The organism is Microbulbifer maximicatervae (SeqCode) (genome assembly GCF_052467815.1).
In genome coordinates this window covers 849939-864132 of record NZ_CP174326.1, presented here as the reverse complement: position 1 = coordinate 864132, position 14194 = coordinate 849939, and the positions used below count along the sequence as shown (strand labels likewise).

Here is a 14194-nt window from a genome sequence, read left to right as displayed (position 1 = left end):
ACCGAATCCCGGGCGAAAACGGTCCGGGTAGTGTAACGCTCTGAAATTGGGCGGCCGCAGTGGGTTAAAGCCCCGTGCACTGAGAGGTTAAAAAAGATGACTATAGGTATTGTCGGCCGCAAGAGCGGCATGACTCGCATCTTCACTGAAGATGGCGTATCCATTCCGGTAACCGTTGTTGAGGTTGCTCCGAATCGCGTCACCCAAGTGAAAACTCAGGAAACTGACGGTTACAGCGCTGTTCAAGTAGCAGTAGGCAGCCGCAAAGCTTCCCGTGTCTCCAAGCCCGCAGCGGGCCACTTCGCCAAAGCCAATGTAGAGGCTGGCACAAATCTTTTCGAACTGCGCACTGACGGTTCTGAAGAGACTTTCGAAATCGGTTCTGAAATTACTGTTTCCAGCTTCGAAGCTGGCCAGATGATCGACGTAACCGGCACTTCCAAAGGTAAAGGCTTCCAGGGCGGCGTTAAGCGTTGGAATTTCCGCACCCAGGACGCAACCCACGGTAACTCCCTGTCTCACCGCGCACCCGGTTCTATCGGTCAATGTCAGACTCCTGGCCGCGTATGGAAAGGCAAGAAGATGGCCGGACACATGGGTGCTGAGCGCGTAACCGTGCAAAACCTGGAAGTGGTTCGTGTCGATGCCGAACGCAACCTGCTGTTGGTTAAAGGCGCTGTACCCGGTGCACCCGGTGGCAACGTTATCGTTCGTCCGGCAGTTAAAGCCTAAGTCTGAGGGGAAATAGATATGGAACTGAATATCGCTACTCCCGAAGGCGCTAAAGGCACAGTAGCTGTCTCTGAAGTGACTTTCGGACGTGAGTTCAACCAAGATCTGGTACACCAGGCAGTTGTGGCCTACATGGCCGGCGCTCGCCAGGGTACCAAGGCGCAGAAAAATCGTTCCGATGTTTCTGGTGGTGGTAAGAAGCCATGGCGCCAAAAAGGTACTGGCCGCGCACGTGCCGGTACTATCCGCAGCCCGCTGTGGCGTTCCGGTGGCGTAACCTTCGCCGCTGATCCGCGCGATCACAGCGTTAAGCTGAACAAAAAAATGTACCGCGCTGCACTGCGTTGCATTCTGTCTGAGCTGGCTCGTCAGGAGCGCCTGGTAGTGGTTGAGTCCTTTGATGTGGACGCACCCAAGACCAAGCAGCTGGTAAGCAAACTGGCTCAGTTTGATCTGTCCGATGCGCTGATCGTGACTGAAGAGGTTAGCGAAAACCTCTACCTGGCCGCACGCAACTTGCACAAGATCGACGTCCGCGATGTACAGGCGATCGATCCAGTAAGCCTGATTCGCTTTGATAAGGTCGTGGTTACCGTTTCTGCGCTCAAGAAAATTGAAGAGGTGCTGGGATGAACCAAGAGCGACTCTACAAAGTACTGCTGGGCCCGGTAATTTCCGAAAAAGCTGCTGGACTGGCGGATAGCGCCAATCAGGTAGTTTTCAAGGTTACCACCGACGCCGAAAAAGCTGAGATCAAGGCTGCGGTTGAGAAGCTGTTTAACGTTTCCGTTGAGCAGGTTCGCACCGTGAACGTAAAAGGCAAAACCAAGCGCACTCGCAATGGCATGGGCCAGCGCAGCGATTGGAAAAAAGCCTACGTTCGCCTGGCTGAGGGCAGCGACATCAATTTTGAAGCTGCTGAGTAAAGGGGACCGTTACAATGGCAATTGTAAAAACAAAACCGACCTCCGCCGGCCGTCGTCACCTGGTTAAGGTTGTTAACACCGACCTGCACAAGGGTGCTCCTTACGCTCCTCTGTTGGAGAGCAAGAGCAAAAGTGGTGGCCGTAACAACAATGGTCGTATCACTACCCGTCACATCGGTGGTGGCCACAAGCAGCACTACCGTGTAATCGACTTCAAGCGCAACAAAGACGGTATTCCGGCTAAAGTTGAGCGTCTGGAGTACGATCCCAACCGCAGCGCACACATCGCTCTGGTGTGTTACGCCGACGGTGAGCGTCGTTACATTATCGCACCGAAAGGCCTGAAAGCAGGTGCCACCATTCAGTCCGGCGATGCCGCACCGATTGTTGTGGGTAACACTCTGCCTCTGCGCAACGTTCCGGTAGGTTCTGTAATCCACGCGATCGAGCTGAAGCCAGGCAAAGGCGCTCAGCTGGCCCGTTCTGCTGGTGCCTCTGTGCAGCTGGTAGCTCGTGAAGGTCAGTATGCGACCATTCGTCTGCGTTCCGGCGAAATGCGCAAGGTTCTCGCTGAGTGCCGCGCAACCCTGGGTGAAGTGAGCAACTCCGAGCACAGCCTGCGCAAGCTGGGTAAAGCTGGTGCTGCACGCTGGCGTGGTGTTCGTCCTACCGTTCGCGGTGTGGCGATGAACCCGGTAGATCACCCGCACGGTGGTGGTGAAGGCCGTACCTCTGGTGGTCGTCATCCGGTTACTCCGTGGGGCGTTCCGACCAAGGGTAAGAAAACGCGCAAGAACAAGCGCACCGATAAGATGATAGTACGTCGTCGCGGCAAGTAAGCCGCGCGATGTCTGAGCAGCTAGAGAGGAATCGACAGTGCCACGCTCATTAAAGAAAGGTCCCTTTATTGATCTGCATTTGATCAAGAAGGTGGAGGCAGCGATTGCAGCAAACGATCGTCGGCCGATTAAAACCTGGTCCCGCCGTTCCATGATTATGCCGGAAATGGTTGGACTGACGATTGCCGTGCACAACGGTCGTCAACACGTGCCCGTTTTGGTTAACGAAGAAATGGTTGGCCATAAACTGGGCGAGTTCGCTGCTACCCGCACTTACCGCGGTCATGCTGCGGACAAGAAAGCGAAGAAGCGCTAAGCCGAGGTTATAAAGATGGAAGTAGCAGCAAAATTACGCGGCGCACGTCTATCGGCGCAAAAGGCGCGACTGGTAGCTGATCAGGTTCGCGGCAAAGGCGTTGAAGAGGCCCTGGATATACTGGCTTTCAGTACTAAAAAGGGTGCGGCGATCATTAAGAAAGTACTGGAGTCGGCCATTGCCAACGCTGAGCACAACGAAGGTGCTGACGTTGACGAGCTGAAGGTTTCCACAATTTTTGTGGACGAAGGTATGACCATGAAGCGCATTAAGCCGCGTGCTAAAGGTCGTGCTGATCGCATTCTTAAGCGTACTTGTCACATCACTGTGAAAGTGGCCGAGAAATAAGAGAGCAGGCGAGAAAACCATGGGACAAAAAGTACATCCTACCGGCATTCGTCTGGGTATCGTTAAAAAGCATACCTCTGTTTGGTATGCCGGCAGCGACGAGTACGCAGACAAGCTGTACACGGATCTGAAAGTTCGCGAATACATTCGCAAAAAACTGGCCCACGCTTCTGTGAGCCGTATCGAGATCGAACGTCCGGCAAACACTGCACGTGTGAAAATTCACACTGCACGTCCGGGCATCGTGATTGGTAAAAAAGGTGAAGACGTAGAACGTCTGCGCAAAGAAGTAAGCGCGCAGATGGGCGTACCTGTGCACATCGACATCGAAGAAGTGCGCAAGCCTGATATGGACGCGGCTCTGGTTGGCCAGAACGTTGCCCAGCAGCTGGAACGCCGTGTTATGTTCCGTCGCGCTATGAAGCGTGCCGTACAGAACGCTATGCGTCAGGGTGCCGAAGGTATCAAGATTCAAGTAAGTGGCCGTCTTGGCGGTGCAGAAATCGCGCGTACCGAATGGTATCGCGAAGGCCGTGTGCCCCTGCACACCCTGCGCGCCAACATCGACTACGCCAATGTTGAAGCGAAGACTACTTACGGCATCATCGGTATCAAGGTGTGGATCTTTAAAGGCGAGGTAATCGGTGACGAAGTGCCCGATGAGAAGCCGGTAAAGAGCCGCAAAAAAGCTGCTAAATAAGGGGTACGCAAATGCTGCAACCAAAGCGTACAAAATTCCGCAAGGTACAGAAGGGTCGCAACCGCGGTCTTGCTCAGCGCGGCTCTAAAGTGAGCTTTGGCGAGTTTGGCCTTAAGGCTACCGGTCGTGGTCGCATTACTGCGCGCCAGATCGAAGCGGCTCGTCGCGCAATGACTCGTCACATTAAACGTGGCGGTAAAATCTGGATTCGTGTGTTTCCAGACAAGCCAATTACCAATAAGCCCCTCGAAGTTCGAATGGGTAAAGGTAAAGGTGGCGTTGAATACTGGGTAGCTCAGATCCAGCCGGGCAAGGTCCTCTATGAGATGGAGGGTGTGTCCGAGGAGCTGGCTCGTGAGGCTTTCGCACTAGCTGCGGCCAAGCTGCCTGTAAAAACAACTTTCGTTAAGCGTTCGGTGATGTAATGAAGACTGCAGATCTACGCGAAAAGTCAGTTGAAGAGCTGAACCAGGAACTGCTGAACCAGCTCGAAGCTCAATTTAAGCTTCGTATGCAAAAATCCACCGGTCAACTGGCTCAGACTCATCTGCTGAAGCAGACTCGTCGCGACATTGCTCGCATAAAGACTGTGTTGACCGAGAAGGCAGGTAATTAATCATGGCTGAAGCAAAACTGAAGCGTACTCTGACCGGCAAGGTTGTGAGTGACAAGATGGATAAAACCATCACCGTTTTGATCGAGCGCCGTGTTAAGCACCCGATCTACGGCAAAATTGTAAACAAGTCCACAAAGCTCAAGGCACATGATGAGAACAATGATTGCAGCATCGGTGATGTTGTAACCATCGAGGAATCTCGTCCTCTGTCCAAGAGCAAATCTTGGGCTTTGCAGAAAATTGTAGAGCGTGCGGCGAAGGTATAACCCCTAGCGCATTGACTGCCGAATTGAAAGGTTTCGGAGAGAGACAATGATTCAAGCGGAATCCTACTTAGAAGTAGCTGACAACAGTGGGGCTCGCCGCGTCATGTGCATCAAGGTGCTGGGCGGCTCCCATCGTCGTTATGCCGGCGTGGGCGACATTATCAAGGTAACCGTTAAGGAAGCCATCCCCCGCGGTAAAGTGAAGAAAGGTCAGGTAATGAACGCCGTTGTGGTTCGCACCAAAAAAGGTGTGCGTCGCGCGGACGGTTCCCTGATTAAATTTGACGATAACGCAGCGGTGCTGCTGAACCAGCAACTGGCGCCGGTTGGCACCCGTATTTTTGGTCCGGTAACTCGCGAATTGCGCGGTGAGAAGTTCATGAAGATCATCTCCCTCGCTCCCGAAGTTATCTAGGCCTCGAGCGGAGAAGAGTTATGCGCAAGATCAAGCGTGACGACGAAGTGATCGTTATCGCCGGTCGTGACAAGGGCAAACGTGGTTCAGTACGTAAAGTACTGAACGACGGTCGTCTGATTGTCTCCGGCATACAGATGATCAAAAAGCACCAAAAGCCAAACCCACAGATGGGTATTGCAGGTGGCATCGTTGAAAAAGAAGCTGCTATCCAAGCTTCCAACGTAGCCATCTTCAACCCTAACACCCAGAAGGCTGACCGGGTGGGCTTTAAAGTACTGGAAGACGGCACTAAGATTCGCGTCTTCAAATCCAGCGGCGAAGCCATCTAAGGCTCTTGACGCAAAAGCAGGTTGGTAGATCATGGCAAAGCTTAAAGAGCTCTACACTAAGGACCTCGTGGCCAAGCTAAAAGAAGAGCTTGGTCTCGAGAATGTGATGGCAGTGCCGCGCATCACCAAGATCACCATCAACATGGGTGTTGGTGAAGCGATTGGTGATAAGAAGGTGCTGGAGCACGCTGTCAACGATATGACAGCAATTACTGGTCAAAAGCCCATCGTTACTAAAGCGCGCAAGTCTATTGCGGGCTTTAAGATTCGTGACGGTTGGCCGATCGGCTGCAAGGTAACTCTGCGCGGTGAGCGCATGTATGAGTTCCTGGAGCGTTTGGTTGACATCGCGATTCCGCGTATCCGCGACTTCCGTGGCATTAGCCCGAAGCAGTTCGACGGCCGCGGTAACTTCTCTATGGGCGTGACTGAGCAAATCATCTTCCCGGAAATTGACTACGACAAAGTAGACAAGCTCCGCGGTCTGGATATTTGTATTACCACTACAGCTGCAAACGACGATCAAGGTCGTGCGCTGCTGAAAGCGTTCAACTTCCCTTTCAAGGGTTAAGAGGATTCCATGGCGAAGAAATCCATGATTGCGCGCGAAAACAAGCGCGCTCGAACCGCAGCTAAGTACGCCGAGAAGCGTCAAGAGCTGAAGGCGATCATCGCCAGTTCCACTGCTTCCGAAGAGGAGCAGTGGGAGGCTCAACTCAAGCTGCAGAAAATGCCGCGCGATGCAAGCCCGGTACGTCAGCAACGCCGCTGTCGTATTACTGGTCGCCCCCACGCTGTATACCGCAAGTTCGGCCTGTGCCGTAACAAGCTTCGTGAAGCTGCGATGCGTGGTGATGTTCCTGGCCTCGTGAAGTCCAGCTGGTAATTACCAGCTGGTTTAAGGCAGATTTGAGGAGTCTCATAAGATGAGTATGCAAGATCCGTTGGCAGATATGCTGACTCGCATCCGCAATGCCCTGGCGCGCGGAAAGGCGGAAGTCACCCTGCCATCATCCAAACTGAAAGTAGCAGTGGCCAAAGTCCTGAAAGACGAAGGTTACGTTACTGATTTAAACGTAAGCGAAGGCGCTAAGCCGGAACTGACCATTGCTCTGAAATACTTCCAGGGCAAGCCGGTTATTGCCGAGCTCAATCGCGTTTCCCGTCCGGGCCTGCGCGCTTACACTGGTAAAAAAGCTCTGCCTACCGTACGTGGTGGCCTGGGTGTAGCGATCGTTTCCACCTCTAATGGTGTGATGACTGACCGCGCTGCACGTCAGGCTGGTATCGGTGGCGAAGTGCTTTGCACCGTATTCTAAGCGGGGGTTGCAATGTCTCGAGTAGCAAATAGTCCGGTAGTTATCCCCGCAGGTGTAACCGTAGACCTGAAAGGTCAAAATATCGCTGTTAAAGGCGGTAGCGGTAACCTGGATATGGTTATTCACGGTGATGTAGAAGTGAGCGAGGCTGAAAGCCAGCTGACTTTTGCCGCGCGCAATAACTCCAAGCAGGCCAGAGCCTTGGCGGGTACCACCCGTGCTTTGGTCAATAACATGGTGATAGGCGTAAGCAAGGGCTTCGAGAAGAAGCTGCAGTTGCTGGGTGTTGGTTATCGTGCGAAAGCAGCCGGTAAAGCGGTTAACCTGACCCTGGGCTTCTCCCATCCGATCGATTATCAGTTGCCGGAAGGCGTGACTGCGGAAACTCCATCCCAGACTGAAATCGTACTGAAGAGCAGCAATAAACAGCTGCTGGGCCAAGTGGCCGCTGAGATCCGCTCGTTCCGTCCGCCGGAGCCCTACAAAGGTAAGGGTGTCCGTTATGCCGACGAGCGCGTGTATCGCAAAGAGGCCAAGAAGAAGTAAGTAGGGCATAGATATGAACGTTAAGAAAGCATCTCGCTTGCGTCGTGCACGTCGTGCCCGCGCCAAGATCCGTGAGCTGGGCGCCGTTCGCCTCACCGTGAACCGCACCCCGCGCCACATTTACGCACAGATCCTGTCTGCCGAAGGCAGCGCGGTATTGGCTTCCGCCTCTACCCTGGACAAGGACCTGCGCTCTGGTAAAACTGGCAACGCTGACGCTGCTGCCGCAGTTGGCAAACTGATCGCTGAGCGTGCGAAAGCCGCTGGCGTTGAACAAGTTGCCTTCGATCGTAGCGGCTTCAGATACCATGGCCGTGTTAAGGCTCTGGCTGACGCTGCCCGCGAAGCCGGTCTGAAATTCTAAGGGTTGAGTTATGGCTAGAGAGAAAGACAAAAGCAACGACGAAGGCCTGCAGGAGAAGCTGGTCCAGGTCAACCGCGTTGCCAAGACTGTTAAAGGTGGTCGTATCTTCGCCTTTACCGCACTGACCGTAGTTGGTGATGGCAATGGCCGTGTTGGCTTTGGTCGTGGCAAGGCACGTGAAGTGCCTGTAGCGATTCAAAAGGCGATGGAATCTGCACGCCGCAACATGATCCAGGTAGACCTGAATGGTGACACCATCCAGTATGCTACCAATGGTCGCCACGGCGGTTCCAAGATTTACATGCAGCCCGCTTCCCAGGGTACCGGTGTAATTGCCGGCGGTGCTATGCGCTCCGTTCTGGAAATGGCTGGTGTACACAACGTATTGGCTAAGTGTTACGGCTCCACCAACCCGGTGAACGTAGTACGTGCAACTTTCAAAGCTCTGGAGCAAATGCAGAGCCCGGAAGATGTAGCTGCCAAGCGCGGTAAATCTGTCGAAGAGATTCTGGGCTAATTACAGCTCGGATTTAAGGTTATTGGTGGGTTAAGACCATGGCTAAGAAGACCATAAAAGTGACCCAGACCAAAAGCATCAACGGACGCCTGAAAAGTCATCAGGCGTGCGTTGCGGGTCTGGGCCTGCGCCGCATCGGCCACACAGTGGAAGTGGAGGATACTCCCTCCGTGCGCGGTATGATCAACAAAGTAAACTACCTGGTTAAGGTTGAGGGGGAATAACATGCGTTTGAACGACTTGTCTCCAGCACCAGGCCACAAGCACAGCGCCAAGCGCGTTGGTCGCGGTATTGGTAGCGGAATTGGTAAGACCGGTGGCCGCGGCCACAAAGGTCAGAAAGCGCGTTCCGGCGGCAGTGTTCGTCCGGGCTTCGAAGGCGGTCAGATGCCTTTGCAGAAGCGTCTTCCTAAGTACGGTTTCACCGCTCGTGTTTCTCGCTTTACCGCAGAAGTACGTCTGGCTGAGCTGGCGAAGGTAGAAAATGACGTAATCGATTTGGCAGCGCTTAAGAATGCCGATATTATCGGCAGCCATATTAAACGCGCCAAAGTGTTCCTCTCAGGTGAGCTGACCAAAGCTGTTACCGTTAAGGGTCTGGGAGTTACCAAAGGTGCAAAGGCAGCGATTGAAGCTGCTGGCGGTAAAATAGAAGACTAATCGAGGCGCCAATGGCACGACCAGGATCCGGTGGAAATCCCCTGGGCAACAGCAAGGGATTGGGCGAGCTTTGGGCTCGCCTTCGTTTTCTGTTTCTAGCGATTCTTGTTTATCGACTGGGGACACATATTCCGGTGCCCGGCATTGATCCGGAAAAGCTGTCAAACCTGTTTAACCAGAACCAGGGAACCATCCTTGGCCTGTTTAACATGTTTTCAGGCGGCGCCCTGGAAAGGATGAGTATTCTGGCGCTGGGCATCATGCCCTACATCTCCGCGTCCATCATCATGCAGTTGATGAGCGCGGTGACTCCCTCTCTGGAAGCGTTGAAGAAGGAAGGGGAGGCCGGAAGACGTAAGATCAACCAGTACACCCGCTATCTGACGGTAATACTGGCCCTGATTCAGGGGATCGGTATGACTTTCGGCCTGGCAGGGCAGAACCTGGCTTACTCATCTGAGCCCGCGTTTGGTTTTTACTTTGTGGCGGTAACGTCACTGGTGACTGGTGCTGTATTTATGATGTGGCTCGGTGAGCAGATCACTGAGCGCGGTGTTGGCAACGGCATTTCCATGCTGATTTTTGCCGGTATCGTCGCCGGTTTACCCGGTGCCATCGGCCAGGCATTTGAACAGGCGAGACAGGGTGAGCTGCACATACTCATGCTGTTGATGATTGGCGTCATCGCTCTTGCTGTAGTGTTCTTTGTGGTTGTTATGGAACGCGGCCAGCGCCGCATTACGATCAACCATGCCAGGCGCCAAGCGGGACGTTACTCTGCAGCTCCAGCTGCACAGGCGAGCCACTTGCCGCTGAAGGTAAACATGGCCGGTGTAATTCCGGTAATCTTTGCCAGCAGTATCCTGTTGTTCCCGGCCACACTGGCACAGTGGTTTGGTCAGGGCGGGGAAGGTCTCGGTGCAGAGATCCTGCAGTGGATGGCGTTGCAGCTTGGACCAGGGCAACCGCTGAACATTATTCTGTTCGCACTGTTGATTGGTTTCTTCTGTTTCTTCTACACGGCGTTGATGTTCAACCCGAATGAAGTTGCGGATAACCTGAAAAAGTCCGGTGCTTATGTGCCAGGTATTCGCCCTGGAGAGCAGACGGCCCGCTATATCGATAGCGTGCTGACTCGCCTCACTCTGGTGGGTGCTGTATACATCGCACTGGTATCCCTGCTGCCGCAGTTCCTGGTGGTTGGGTTTAACGTTCCCTTCTATCTGGGGGGTACCTCACTGCTGATCGTTGTAGTCGTAGTGATGGACTTTATGGCACAGGTACAATCGCATCTGCTGTCGCACCAGTACGAGGGTTTGATGAAAAAATCTAACCTGCAAAGCTACGGTCGTCGCTAGGGCGTCGCCTGCTCGCAGTTTGATTGAATTGAGGTAAGGTCATGAAAGTACGCGCTTCTGTAAAAAAGATCTGCCGTAACTGCAAAATCGTGCGTCGCAAGGGTGTTCTGCGGGTAATCTGCAGCGCTGAGCCACGTCACAAGCAGCGTCAAGGCTAAGAAGGGGCCAGCCCCTTGCGGAGAGCGCCCATAGGGCGCCTCTGTAAAAGCTGGAAAAATTCGCTACTCGATACAGCCCCGTATCGAATGGCAACACCCCGGGAAGTTTTTTGGGGTGGGAAGTTAGCAACAGCAAGCTTCCAACTGGGGGCGTTGACTGTCGTCTTCATCCGCTTCGGGGGACCGATGCGGACGTTGGCTATTGCAAATTAGTGTCTGAAAAGCTATTCTTGCGCGCCTTTTTGGTGGCGCCGCCGGTTTTTTAGTCGCTGTCAGCGCCGAAATCAAAGTAGAGTCACATACTTAATATAAAGCAGTGGCTCCAATACGTGGAGTACGCCTCTATGGCACGTATTGCTGGTGTCAATGTACCAGACCACAAGCACGCCGTAATCTCCCTGACCCACATTTATGGGGTTGGTCGCACTACGGCTCAGTCTATTTTGGCAGCGGTTGGTATCGCTGAATCCACCAAAATCCGCGAACTGTCTGAAGAGCAGATCGAAACCATCCGTGGTGAAGTTGCAAAACTGACCGTGGAAGGCGACCTGCGCCGTGAAATATCCATGAACATCAAGCGTTTGATGGACCTGGGTTGTTATCGCGGTCTGCGTCACCGTCGCAGCTTGCCGCTGCGTGGTCAGCGCACCAAGACCAATGCTCGCACCCGTAAGGGTCCGCGCAAGCCGATTCGCAAGTAAGCCTTAACTAAGGCGCGAAATCGCGGTTCAAGATGCCCCGTTCGGCTAATCGCCGAGGGGATTTGATACAGGATTTAGGATACTGGTATGGCTAAGCCAAAAACTACTGTTCGCAAGAAGGTCAAAAAGACCGTTGTCGACGGTATTGCCCACATCCACGCATCGTTCAACAACACGATCGTGACGATCACTGATCGCCAGGGTAATACCCTCAGCTGGGCCACTGCAGGTGGATCTGGCTTCCGTGGCTCGCGTAAGAGCACCCCGTTTGCAGCCCAGGTTGCCGCTGAGCGCGCAGGTACTGCAGCTCAGGAATACGGCCTGAAAAACCTCGACGTAGAAGTTAAGGGCCCTGGCCCCGGTCGCGAATCTGCCGTTCGCGCACTGAACAACTGCGGCTACAAGATCACCAACATCACCGACGTGACGCCTATCCCGCATAACGGATGTCGTCCACCTAAAAAGCGTCGCGTGTAAGAGGGGGCTGACAAAATGGCACGTTATATTGGACCAAAATGTAAACTGTCCCGTCGTGAAGGGACTGACCTGCAGCTGAAGAGTGGTGTTCGTCCGCACGACTCCAAGTGTCGCGCAGAATCCAAACCCGGTCAGCATGGCGCTGGTCGCGGTCGTCTGTCCGACTACGGTATTCAGCTGCGTGAAAAGCAAAAAGTTCGTCGTATCTACGGCGTACTGGAAAAGCAGTTCCGTAACTACTATAAGGAAGCAGCACGTCTGAAGGGCGCTACAGGTGAAAACCTGCTGCAACTTCTCGAGCAGCGTCTGGACAACGTGGTTTACCGCATGGGCTTCGGCTCAACTCGCTCTGAAGCGCGTCAGCTGGTTTCCCACAAAGCGATTCTTGTAAACGGCACTACCGTTAACATCCCTTCTTTCCAGGTTAAAGAAGGCGACGTTATCGCTGTACGTGAGAAAGCCAAGAAGCAGCTGCGTATCCAGAATTCCGTTTCCCTCGCTGCCCAGCGTGGCGATGTCGAGTGGGTAGACGTAAACGCGAGCAAACTGGAAGGCACTTTCAAGCGCACTCCGGATCGTGTCGATCTGCCGGCAGAGATCAACGAAAACCTTATCGTGGAACTGTACTCCAAGTAACAATAAGTCCACTTTAAGGAATGCAACTGTAAACAGGTATGGCTATGCAGACTGCTGTCAACGAGTTTTTGACACCGCGTCGTATTGACGTCACCGAGTACAATCCGAATCACGCCAAAGTGATTTTGGAGCCCCTGGAGCGTGGCTTTGGCCACACTCTTGGCAATGCGCTGCGTCGCATCCTGCTGTCCTCCATGCCGGGCTGCGCCGTCACCGAGGTGGAAATCGAAGGTGTCGAGCACGAGTACAGCGCGATCGAAGGTGTGCAGGAAGATGTAATTGAAATCCTGCTCAACCTGAAAGAAATCGCCGTTGTTATGCACGGTAAGGATCAGGCGGTATTGAGCCTGAGCAAAAAGGGCCCAGGTGCGGTGACTGCCGGAGATATCCAGGTAGATCACGACATCGAGATCGTTAATCCTGAGCACGTGATCGCCAACATTACTGGTGATATCGAGCTCAACCTGCGTCTCACTGTAGCGCGCGGCCGTGGCTACCAGCCCGCCGATGCTCGTCGTGGCGAGGAAGAGGAAAGCCGTGCAATTGGCCGTCTGCAGCTGGATGCTTCATACAGCCCAGTGCGTCGTGTTTCCTACAGCGTGGAAAGCGCGCGTGTAGAGCAGCGCACTGACCTGGATAAGCTGGTTCTGGATCTGGAGACCAACGGTACCCTGGACCCGGAAGAGGCTATTCGTCGCGCCGCCACTATTCTGCAGCAACAGCTCGCAGTATTTGTGGACCTGGAAGGCGAGAAGGATGCACAGCCGAAGGCTGAAGAGCCTGAAGTTGATCCGGTACTACTGCGCCCGGTAGACGACCTGGAGTTGACTGTACGTTCGGCGAACTGTCTGAAGGCAGAGAACATTTACTACATCGGTGATCTGATTCAGCGCACTGAAGTAGAACTGCTGAAGACGCCGAATCTTGGTAAGAAGTCTCTGACTGAAATCAAGGACGTACTGGCTTCCCGTGGTTTGTCCCTGGGTATGCGCCTGGAAAACTGGCCGCCGGCCAGCCTGAAAGGCGACAGCAAGTTAAGCCCCCTGTAAGCATTTGGTAGTCGCGACGGTGTCGTGATTAGTAGAAAGAACCCGAGCGGTGCTACAGCTTAGCGCGACACCGCTCCAGAACGACCTGCTGTGACAGCAACTTAGGTCGTAAGGAATTGAGTCATGCGTCATCGCTATAGTGGCCGTAAATTCAGCCGCACGAGCGCTCACCGCAAGGCCATGTTCAAGAACATGAGCGCCTCTCTGGTGGAGCACGAACTGATCAAAACCACACTGGCCAAAGCCAAAGAACTGCGCCGCGTTGCCGAGCCGCTGATCACTCTGGCTAAGAAAGACAGTGTTGCTAACCGCCGTCTGGCTTTCGCTCGTATCCGTGATAAGGATGCTGTGCGCAAGTTGTTCGACGAGCTGGGTCCTCGTTACGAAGCCCGTCCTGGTGGTTACATCCGTATCATGAAGTGCGGTTTCCGCGCTGGTGATAAGGCGCCGATGGCATACGTTGAGCTGGTAGACCGTCCTCAAGTAGAAGACGAAGCTGCTGAAGCTTAAGCGTTATTAGCCATAGCGCTACGGAAGGCCGGTCTTTGACCGGCCTTTTTTTTGCCATAAGGAGATTTTTGTATGTCTTTTGAGCAACTGTTAAAGAGTTTGAATCCCGAGATTGTGGGCAGCTTAAAGCGAGCCATTGAACTTGGAAAATGGCCCAATGGTGTTGCGCTATCCCCTGAGCAACGCAGCCTCTGCGCAGAAGCGGTTTCCAATTGGGAGTCCGCAAACCTTCCGCGGGAGCAACAGGTAGGCTATGTGGCGCCGAAGACCAAGGATGAGCCCTGTGTAGGAAAAAAAGACGATGAGCAAGCTGTTAACTGGGTTGGCTAGCTAATCAGTCTGTAAGATATTGGCACTCTATTCATTGGTGAGGGCGTTATTTTCTTTCATGCTCTCCCAATTCTCTGCT

General features: G+C 53.7%; 28 protein-coding genes. All 28 read left to right on the top strand.

The window, feature by feature from the left end:
• Positions 1-96: 96 nt before the first annotated feature.
• The 28 genes from rplC (at position 97) to ACJJIW_RS03585 (ending at position 14115) form a co-directional block, all read left to right on the top strand.
• A complete protein-coding gene (rplC, locus tag ACJJIW_RS03720) occupies positions 97-732 on the top strand; it encodes a 50S ribosomal protein L3 (protein ID WP_108731654.1) in 636 nt (211 codons plus the stop codon).
• Between the two features lie 18 nt (positions 733-750).
• Complete coding sequence (gene rplD / locus ACJJIW_RS03715; protein ID WP_020411385.1) at positions 751-1365, top strand: 50S ribosomal protein L4; 615 nt, start codon at positions 751-753, stop codon at positions 1363-1365.
• A complete protein-coding gene (rplW, locus tag ACJJIW_RS03710) occupies positions 1362-1658 on the top strand; it encodes a 50S ribosomal protein L23 (RefSeq protein ID WP_282934398.1) in 297 nt (98 codons plus the stop codon). The genes rplD and rplW overlap by 4 nt, the downstream gene beginning before the upstream one ends.
• A 14-nt stretch (positions 1659-1672) precedes the next feature.
• Positions 1673-2497, top strand: a complete 825-nt coding sequence (gene rplB / locus ACJJIW_RS03705; RefSeq protein WP_108731657.1) for a 50S ribosomal protein L2 — start codon at positions 1673-1675, stop codon at positions 2495-2497.
• A 37-nt stretch (positions 2498-2534) separates the two neighbouring features.
• Entirely contained in the window at positions 2535-2813 is a 279-nt protein-coding gene (rpsS, locus tag ACJJIW_RS03700) for a 30S ribosomal protein S19 (RefSeq protein ID WP_069946924.1), read from the top strand.
• A 15-nt stretch (positions 2814-2828) separates the two neighbouring features.
• On the top strand, positions 2829-3161 hold the full coding sequence (rplV, locus tag ACJJIW_RS03695; RefSeq protein WP_282934397.1) for a 50S ribosomal protein L22: 333 nt from the start codon (positions 2829-2831) through the stop codon (positions 3159-3161).
• Between the two features lie 19 nt (positions 3162-3180).
• The gene (gene rpsC / locus ACJJIW_RS03690; protein ID WP_282934396.1) at positions 3181-3861 is read left to right on the top strand and encodes a 30S ribosomal protein S3; all 681 of its coding nucleotides are present in this window, start codon (positions 3181-3183) and stop codon (positions 3859-3861) included.
• A gap of 11 nt (positions 3862-3872) precedes the next feature.
• Entirely contained in the window at positions 3873-4286 is a 414-nt protein-coding gene (gene rplP / locus ACJJIW_RS03685) for a 50S ribosomal protein L16 (RefSeq protein ID WP_282934395.1), read from the top strand.
• Positions 4286-4477, top strand: a complete 192-nt coding sequence (gene rpmC / locus ACJJIW_RS03680) for a 50S ribosomal protein L29 (RefSeq protein WP_020411392.1) — start codon at positions 4286-4288, stop codon at positions 4475-4477. The genes rplP and rpmC overlap by 1 nt, the downstream gene beginning before the upstream one ends.
• A gap of 2 nt (positions 4478-4479) precedes the next feature.
• The gene (gene rpsQ, locus ACJJIW_RS03675; protein ID WP_108731660.1) at positions 4480-4743 is read left to right on the top strand and encodes a 30S ribosomal protein S17; all 264 of its coding nucleotides are present in this window, start codon (positions 4480-4482) and stop codon (positions 4741-4743) included.
• A gap of 46 nt (positions 4744-4789) precedes the next feature.
• On the top strand, positions 4790-5158 hold the full coding sequence (rplN, locus tag ACJJIW_RS03670) for a 50S ribosomal protein L14 (RefSeq protein ID WP_067151032.1): 369 nt from the start codon (positions 4790-4792) through the stop codon (positions 5156-5158).
• Positions 5159-5178: 20 nt separating this feature from the next.
• Entirely contained in the window at positions 5179-5490 is a 312-nt protein-coding gene (rplX, locus tag ACJJIW_RS03665) for a 50S ribosomal protein L24 (RefSeq protein WP_108731661.1), read from the top strand.
• A gap of 31 nt (positions 5491-5521) precedes the next feature.
• Complete coding sequence (gene rplE / locus ACJJIW_RS03660; protein ID WP_020411396.1) at positions 5522-6061, top strand: 50S ribosomal protein L5; 540 nt, start codon at positions 5522-5524, stop codon at positions 6059-6061.
• Between the two features lie 9 nt (positions 6062-6070).
• Positions 6071-6376, top strand: coding sequence for a 30S ribosomal protein S14 (gene rpsN / locus ACJJIW_RS03655; protein WP_020411397.1), 306 nt, complete (start codon positions 6071-6073; stop codon positions 6374-6376).
• Between the two features lie 40 nt (positions 6377-6416).
• Positions 6417-6809, top strand: coding sequence for a 30S ribosomal protein S8 (rpsH, locus tag ACJJIW_RS03650; RefSeq protein ID WP_282934394.1), 393 nt, complete (start codon positions 6417-6419; stop codon positions 6807-6809).
• A 12-nt stretch (positions 6810-6821) separates the two neighbouring features.
• On the top strand, positions 6822-7355 hold the full coding sequence (gene rplF, locus ACJJIW_RS03645) for a 50S ribosomal protein L6 (protein WP_282934393.1): 534 nt from the start codon (positions 6822-6824) through the stop codon (positions 7353-7355).
• A gap of 13 nt (positions 7356-7368) precedes the next feature.
• Entirely contained in the window at positions 7369-7719 is a 351-nt protein-coding gene (rplR, locus tag ACJJIW_RS03640) for a 50S ribosomal protein L18 (protein WP_282934392.1), read from the top strand.
• A 10-nt stretch (positions 7720-7729) separates the two neighbouring features.
• Complete coding sequence (gene rpsE / locus ACJJIW_RS03635) at positions 7730-8236, top strand: 30S ribosomal protein S5 (RefSeq protein WP_282934391.1); 507 nt, start codon at positions 7730-7732, stop codon at positions 8234-8236.
• 38 nt (positions 8237-8274) lie between these two features.
• On the top strand, positions 8275-8460 hold the full coding sequence (gene rpmD, locus ACJJIW_RS03630; RefSeq protein ID WP_020411402.1) for a 50S ribosomal protein L30: 186 nt from the start codon (positions 8275-8277) through the stop codon (positions 8458-8460).
• Position 8461: 1 nt separating this feature from the next.
• Positions 8462-8896 (top strand): 50S ribosomal protein L15, encoded by a 435-nt coding sequence (gene rplO, locus ACJJIW_RS03625; RefSeq protein ID WP_282934390.1) that lies wholly within the window; start codon positions 8462-8464, stop codon positions 8894-8896.
• Positions 8897-8907: 11 nt separating this feature from the next.
• The gene (secY, locus tag ACJJIW_RS03620; RefSeq protein WP_282934389.1) at positions 8908-10254 is read left to right on the top strand and encodes a preprotein translocase subunit SecY; all 1347 of its coding nucleotides are present in this window, start codon (positions 8908-8910) and stop codon (positions 10252-10254) included.
• 41 nt (positions 10255-10295) lie between these two features.
• On the top strand, positions 10296-10412 hold the full coding sequence (rpmJ, locus tag ACJJIW_RS03615; protein ID WP_010133825.1) for a 50S ribosomal protein L36: 117 nt from the start codon (positions 10296-10298) through the stop codon (positions 10410-10412).
• A gap of 344 nt (positions 10413-10756) precedes the next feature.
• The gene (gene rpsM, locus ACJJIW_RS03610; protein ID WP_444936717.1) at positions 10757-11113 is read left to right on the top strand and encodes a 30S ribosomal protein S13; all 357 of its coding nucleotides are present in this window, start codon (positions 10757-10759) and stop codon (positions 11111-11113) included.
• A gap of 87 nt (positions 11114-11200) precedes the next feature.
• Positions 11201-11590 carry a 30S ribosomal protein S11 gene (rpsK, locus tag ACJJIW_RS03605; protein ID WP_020411406.1) on the top strand — a complete coding sequence of 130 codons (390 nt, stop codon included), beginning with the start codon at positions 11201-11203 and terminating at the stop codon, positions 11588-11590.
• A 15-nt stretch (positions 11591-11605) separates the two neighbouring features.
• Complete coding sequence (gene rpsD, locus ACJJIW_RS03600; RefSeq protein WP_108731669.1) at positions 11606-12226, top strand: 30S ribosomal protein S4; 621 nt, start codon at positions 11606-11608, stop codon at positions 12224-12226.
• A 44-nt stretch (positions 12227-12270) separates the two neighbouring features.
• Positions 12271-13275, top strand: a complete 1005-nt coding sequence (locus ACJJIW_RS03595; RefSeq protein WP_444936716.1) for a DNA-directed RNA polymerase subunit alpha — start codon at positions 12271-12273, stop codon at positions 13273-13275.
• A 123-nt stretch (positions 13276-13398) separates the two neighbouring features.
• Complete coding sequence (gene rplQ / locus ACJJIW_RS03590; protein WP_108731671.1) at positions 13399-13785, top strand: 50S ribosomal protein L17; 387 nt, start codon at positions 13399-13401, stop codon at positions 13783-13785.
• A 72-nt stretch (positions 13786-13857) separates the two neighbouring features.
• Positions 13858-14115 carry a YeaC family protein gene (locus tag ACJJIW_RS03585; RefSeq protein ID WP_413664284.1) on the top strand — a complete coding sequence of 86 codons (258 nt, stop codon included), beginning with the start codon at positions 13858-13860 and terminating at the stop codon, positions 14113-14115.
• Positions 14116-14194: the final 79 nt, after the last annotated feature.

Bases quoted from the DNA above. Each gene is read 5' to 3' on its own strand.
- rplC (WP_108731654.1), top strand. From the start codon at position 97: ATGACTATAGGTATTGTCGGCCGCAAGAGCGGCATGACTCGCATCTTC.
- rplD (WP_020411385.1), top strand. From the start codon at position 751: ATGGAACTGAATATCGCTACTCCCGAAGGCGCTAAAGGCACAGTAGCT.
- rplW (WP_282934398.1), top strand. From the start codon at position 1,362: ATGAACCAAGAGCGACTCTACAAAGTACTGCTGGGCCCGGTAATTTCC.
- rplB (WP_108731657.1), top strand. From the start codon at position 1,673: ATGGCAATTGTAAAAACAAAACCGACCTCCGCCGGCCGTCGTCACCTG.
- rplV (WP_282934397.1), top strand. From the start codon at position 2,829: ATGGAAGTAGCAGCAAAATTACGCGGCGCACGTCTATCGGCGCAAAAG.
- rpsC (WP_282934396.1), top strand. From the start codon at position 3,181: ATGGGACAAAAAGTACATCCTACCGGCATTCGTCTGGGTATCGTTAAA.
- rplP (WP_282934395.1), top strand. From the start codon at position 3,873: ATGCTGCAACCAAAGCGTACAAAATTCCGCAAGGTACAGAAGGGTCGC.
- rpmC (WP_020411392.1), top strand. From the start codon at position 4,286: ATGAAGACTGCAGATCTACGCGAAAAGTCAGTTGAAGAGCTGAACCAG.
- rpsQ (WP_108731660.1), top strand. From the start codon at position 4,480: ATGGCTGAAGCAAAACTGAAGCGTACTCTGACCGGCAAGGTTGTGAGT.
- rplN (WP_067151032.1), top strand. From the start codon at position 4,790: ATGATTCAAGCGGAATCCTACTTAGAAGTAGCTGACAACAGTGGGGCT.
- rplX (WP_108731661.1), top strand. From the start codon at position 5,179: ATGCGCAAGATCAAGCGTGACGACGAAGTGATCGTTATCGCCGGTCGT.
- rplE (WP_020411396.1), top strand. From the start codon at position 5,522: ATGGCAAAGCTTAAAGAGCTCTACACTAAGGACCTCGTGGCCAAGCTA.
- rpsN (WP_020411397.1), top strand. From the start codon at position 6,071: ATGGCGAAGAAATCCATGATTGCGCGCGAAAACAAGCGCGCTCGAACC.
- rpsH (WP_282934394.1), top strand. From the start codon at position 6,417: ATGAGTATGCAAGATCCGTTGGCAGATATGCTGACTCGCATCCGCAAT.
- rplF (WP_282934393.1), top strand. From the start codon at position 6,822: ATGTCTCGAGTAGCAAATAGTCCGGTAGTTATCCCCGCAGGTGTAACC.
- rplR (WP_282934392.1), top strand. From the start codon at position 7,369: ATGAACGTTAAGAAAGCATCTCGCTTGCGTCGTGCACGTCGTGCCCGC.
- rpsE (WP_282934391.1), top strand. From the start codon at position 7,730: ATGGCTAGAGAGAAAGACAAAAGCAACGACGAAGGCCTGCAGGAGAAG.
- rpmD (WP_020411402.1), top strand. From the start codon at position 8,275: ATGGCTAAGAAGACCATAAAAGTGACCCAGACCAAAAGCATCAACGGA.
- rplO (WP_282934390.1), top strand. From the start codon at position 8,462: ATGCGTTTGAACGACTTGTCTCCAGCACCAGGCCACAAGCACAGCGCC.
- secY (WP_282934389.1), top strand. From the start codon at position 8,908: ATGGCACGACCAGGATCCGGTGGAAATCCCCTGGGCAACAGCAAGGGA.
- rpmJ (WP_010133825.1), top strand. From the start codon at position 10,296: ATGAAAGTACGCGCTTCTGTAAAAAAGATCTGCCGTAACTGCAAAATC.
- rpsM (WP_444936717.1), top strand. From the start codon at position 10,757: ATGGCACGTATTGCTGGTGTCAATGTACCAGACCACAAGCACGCCGTA.
- rpsK (WP_020411406.1), top strand. From the start codon at position 11,201: ATGGCTAAGCCAAAAACTACTGTTCGCAAGAAGGTCAAAAAGACCGTT.
- rpsD (WP_108731669.1), top strand. From the start codon at position 11,606: ATGGCACGTTATATTGGACCAAAATGTAAACTGTCCCGTCGTGAAGGG.
- ACJJIW_RS03595 (WP_444936716.1), top strand. From the start codon at position 12,271: ATGCAGACTGCTGTCAACGAGTTTTTGACACCGCGTCGTATTGACGTC.
- rplQ (WP_108731671.1), top strand. From the start codon at position 13,399: ATGCGTCATCGCTATAGTGGCCGTAAATTCAGCCGCACGAGCGCTCAC.
- ACJJIW_RS03585 (WP_413664284.1), top strand. From the start codon at position 13,858: ATGTCTTTTGAGCAACTGTTAAAGAGTTTGAATCCCGAGATTGTGGGC.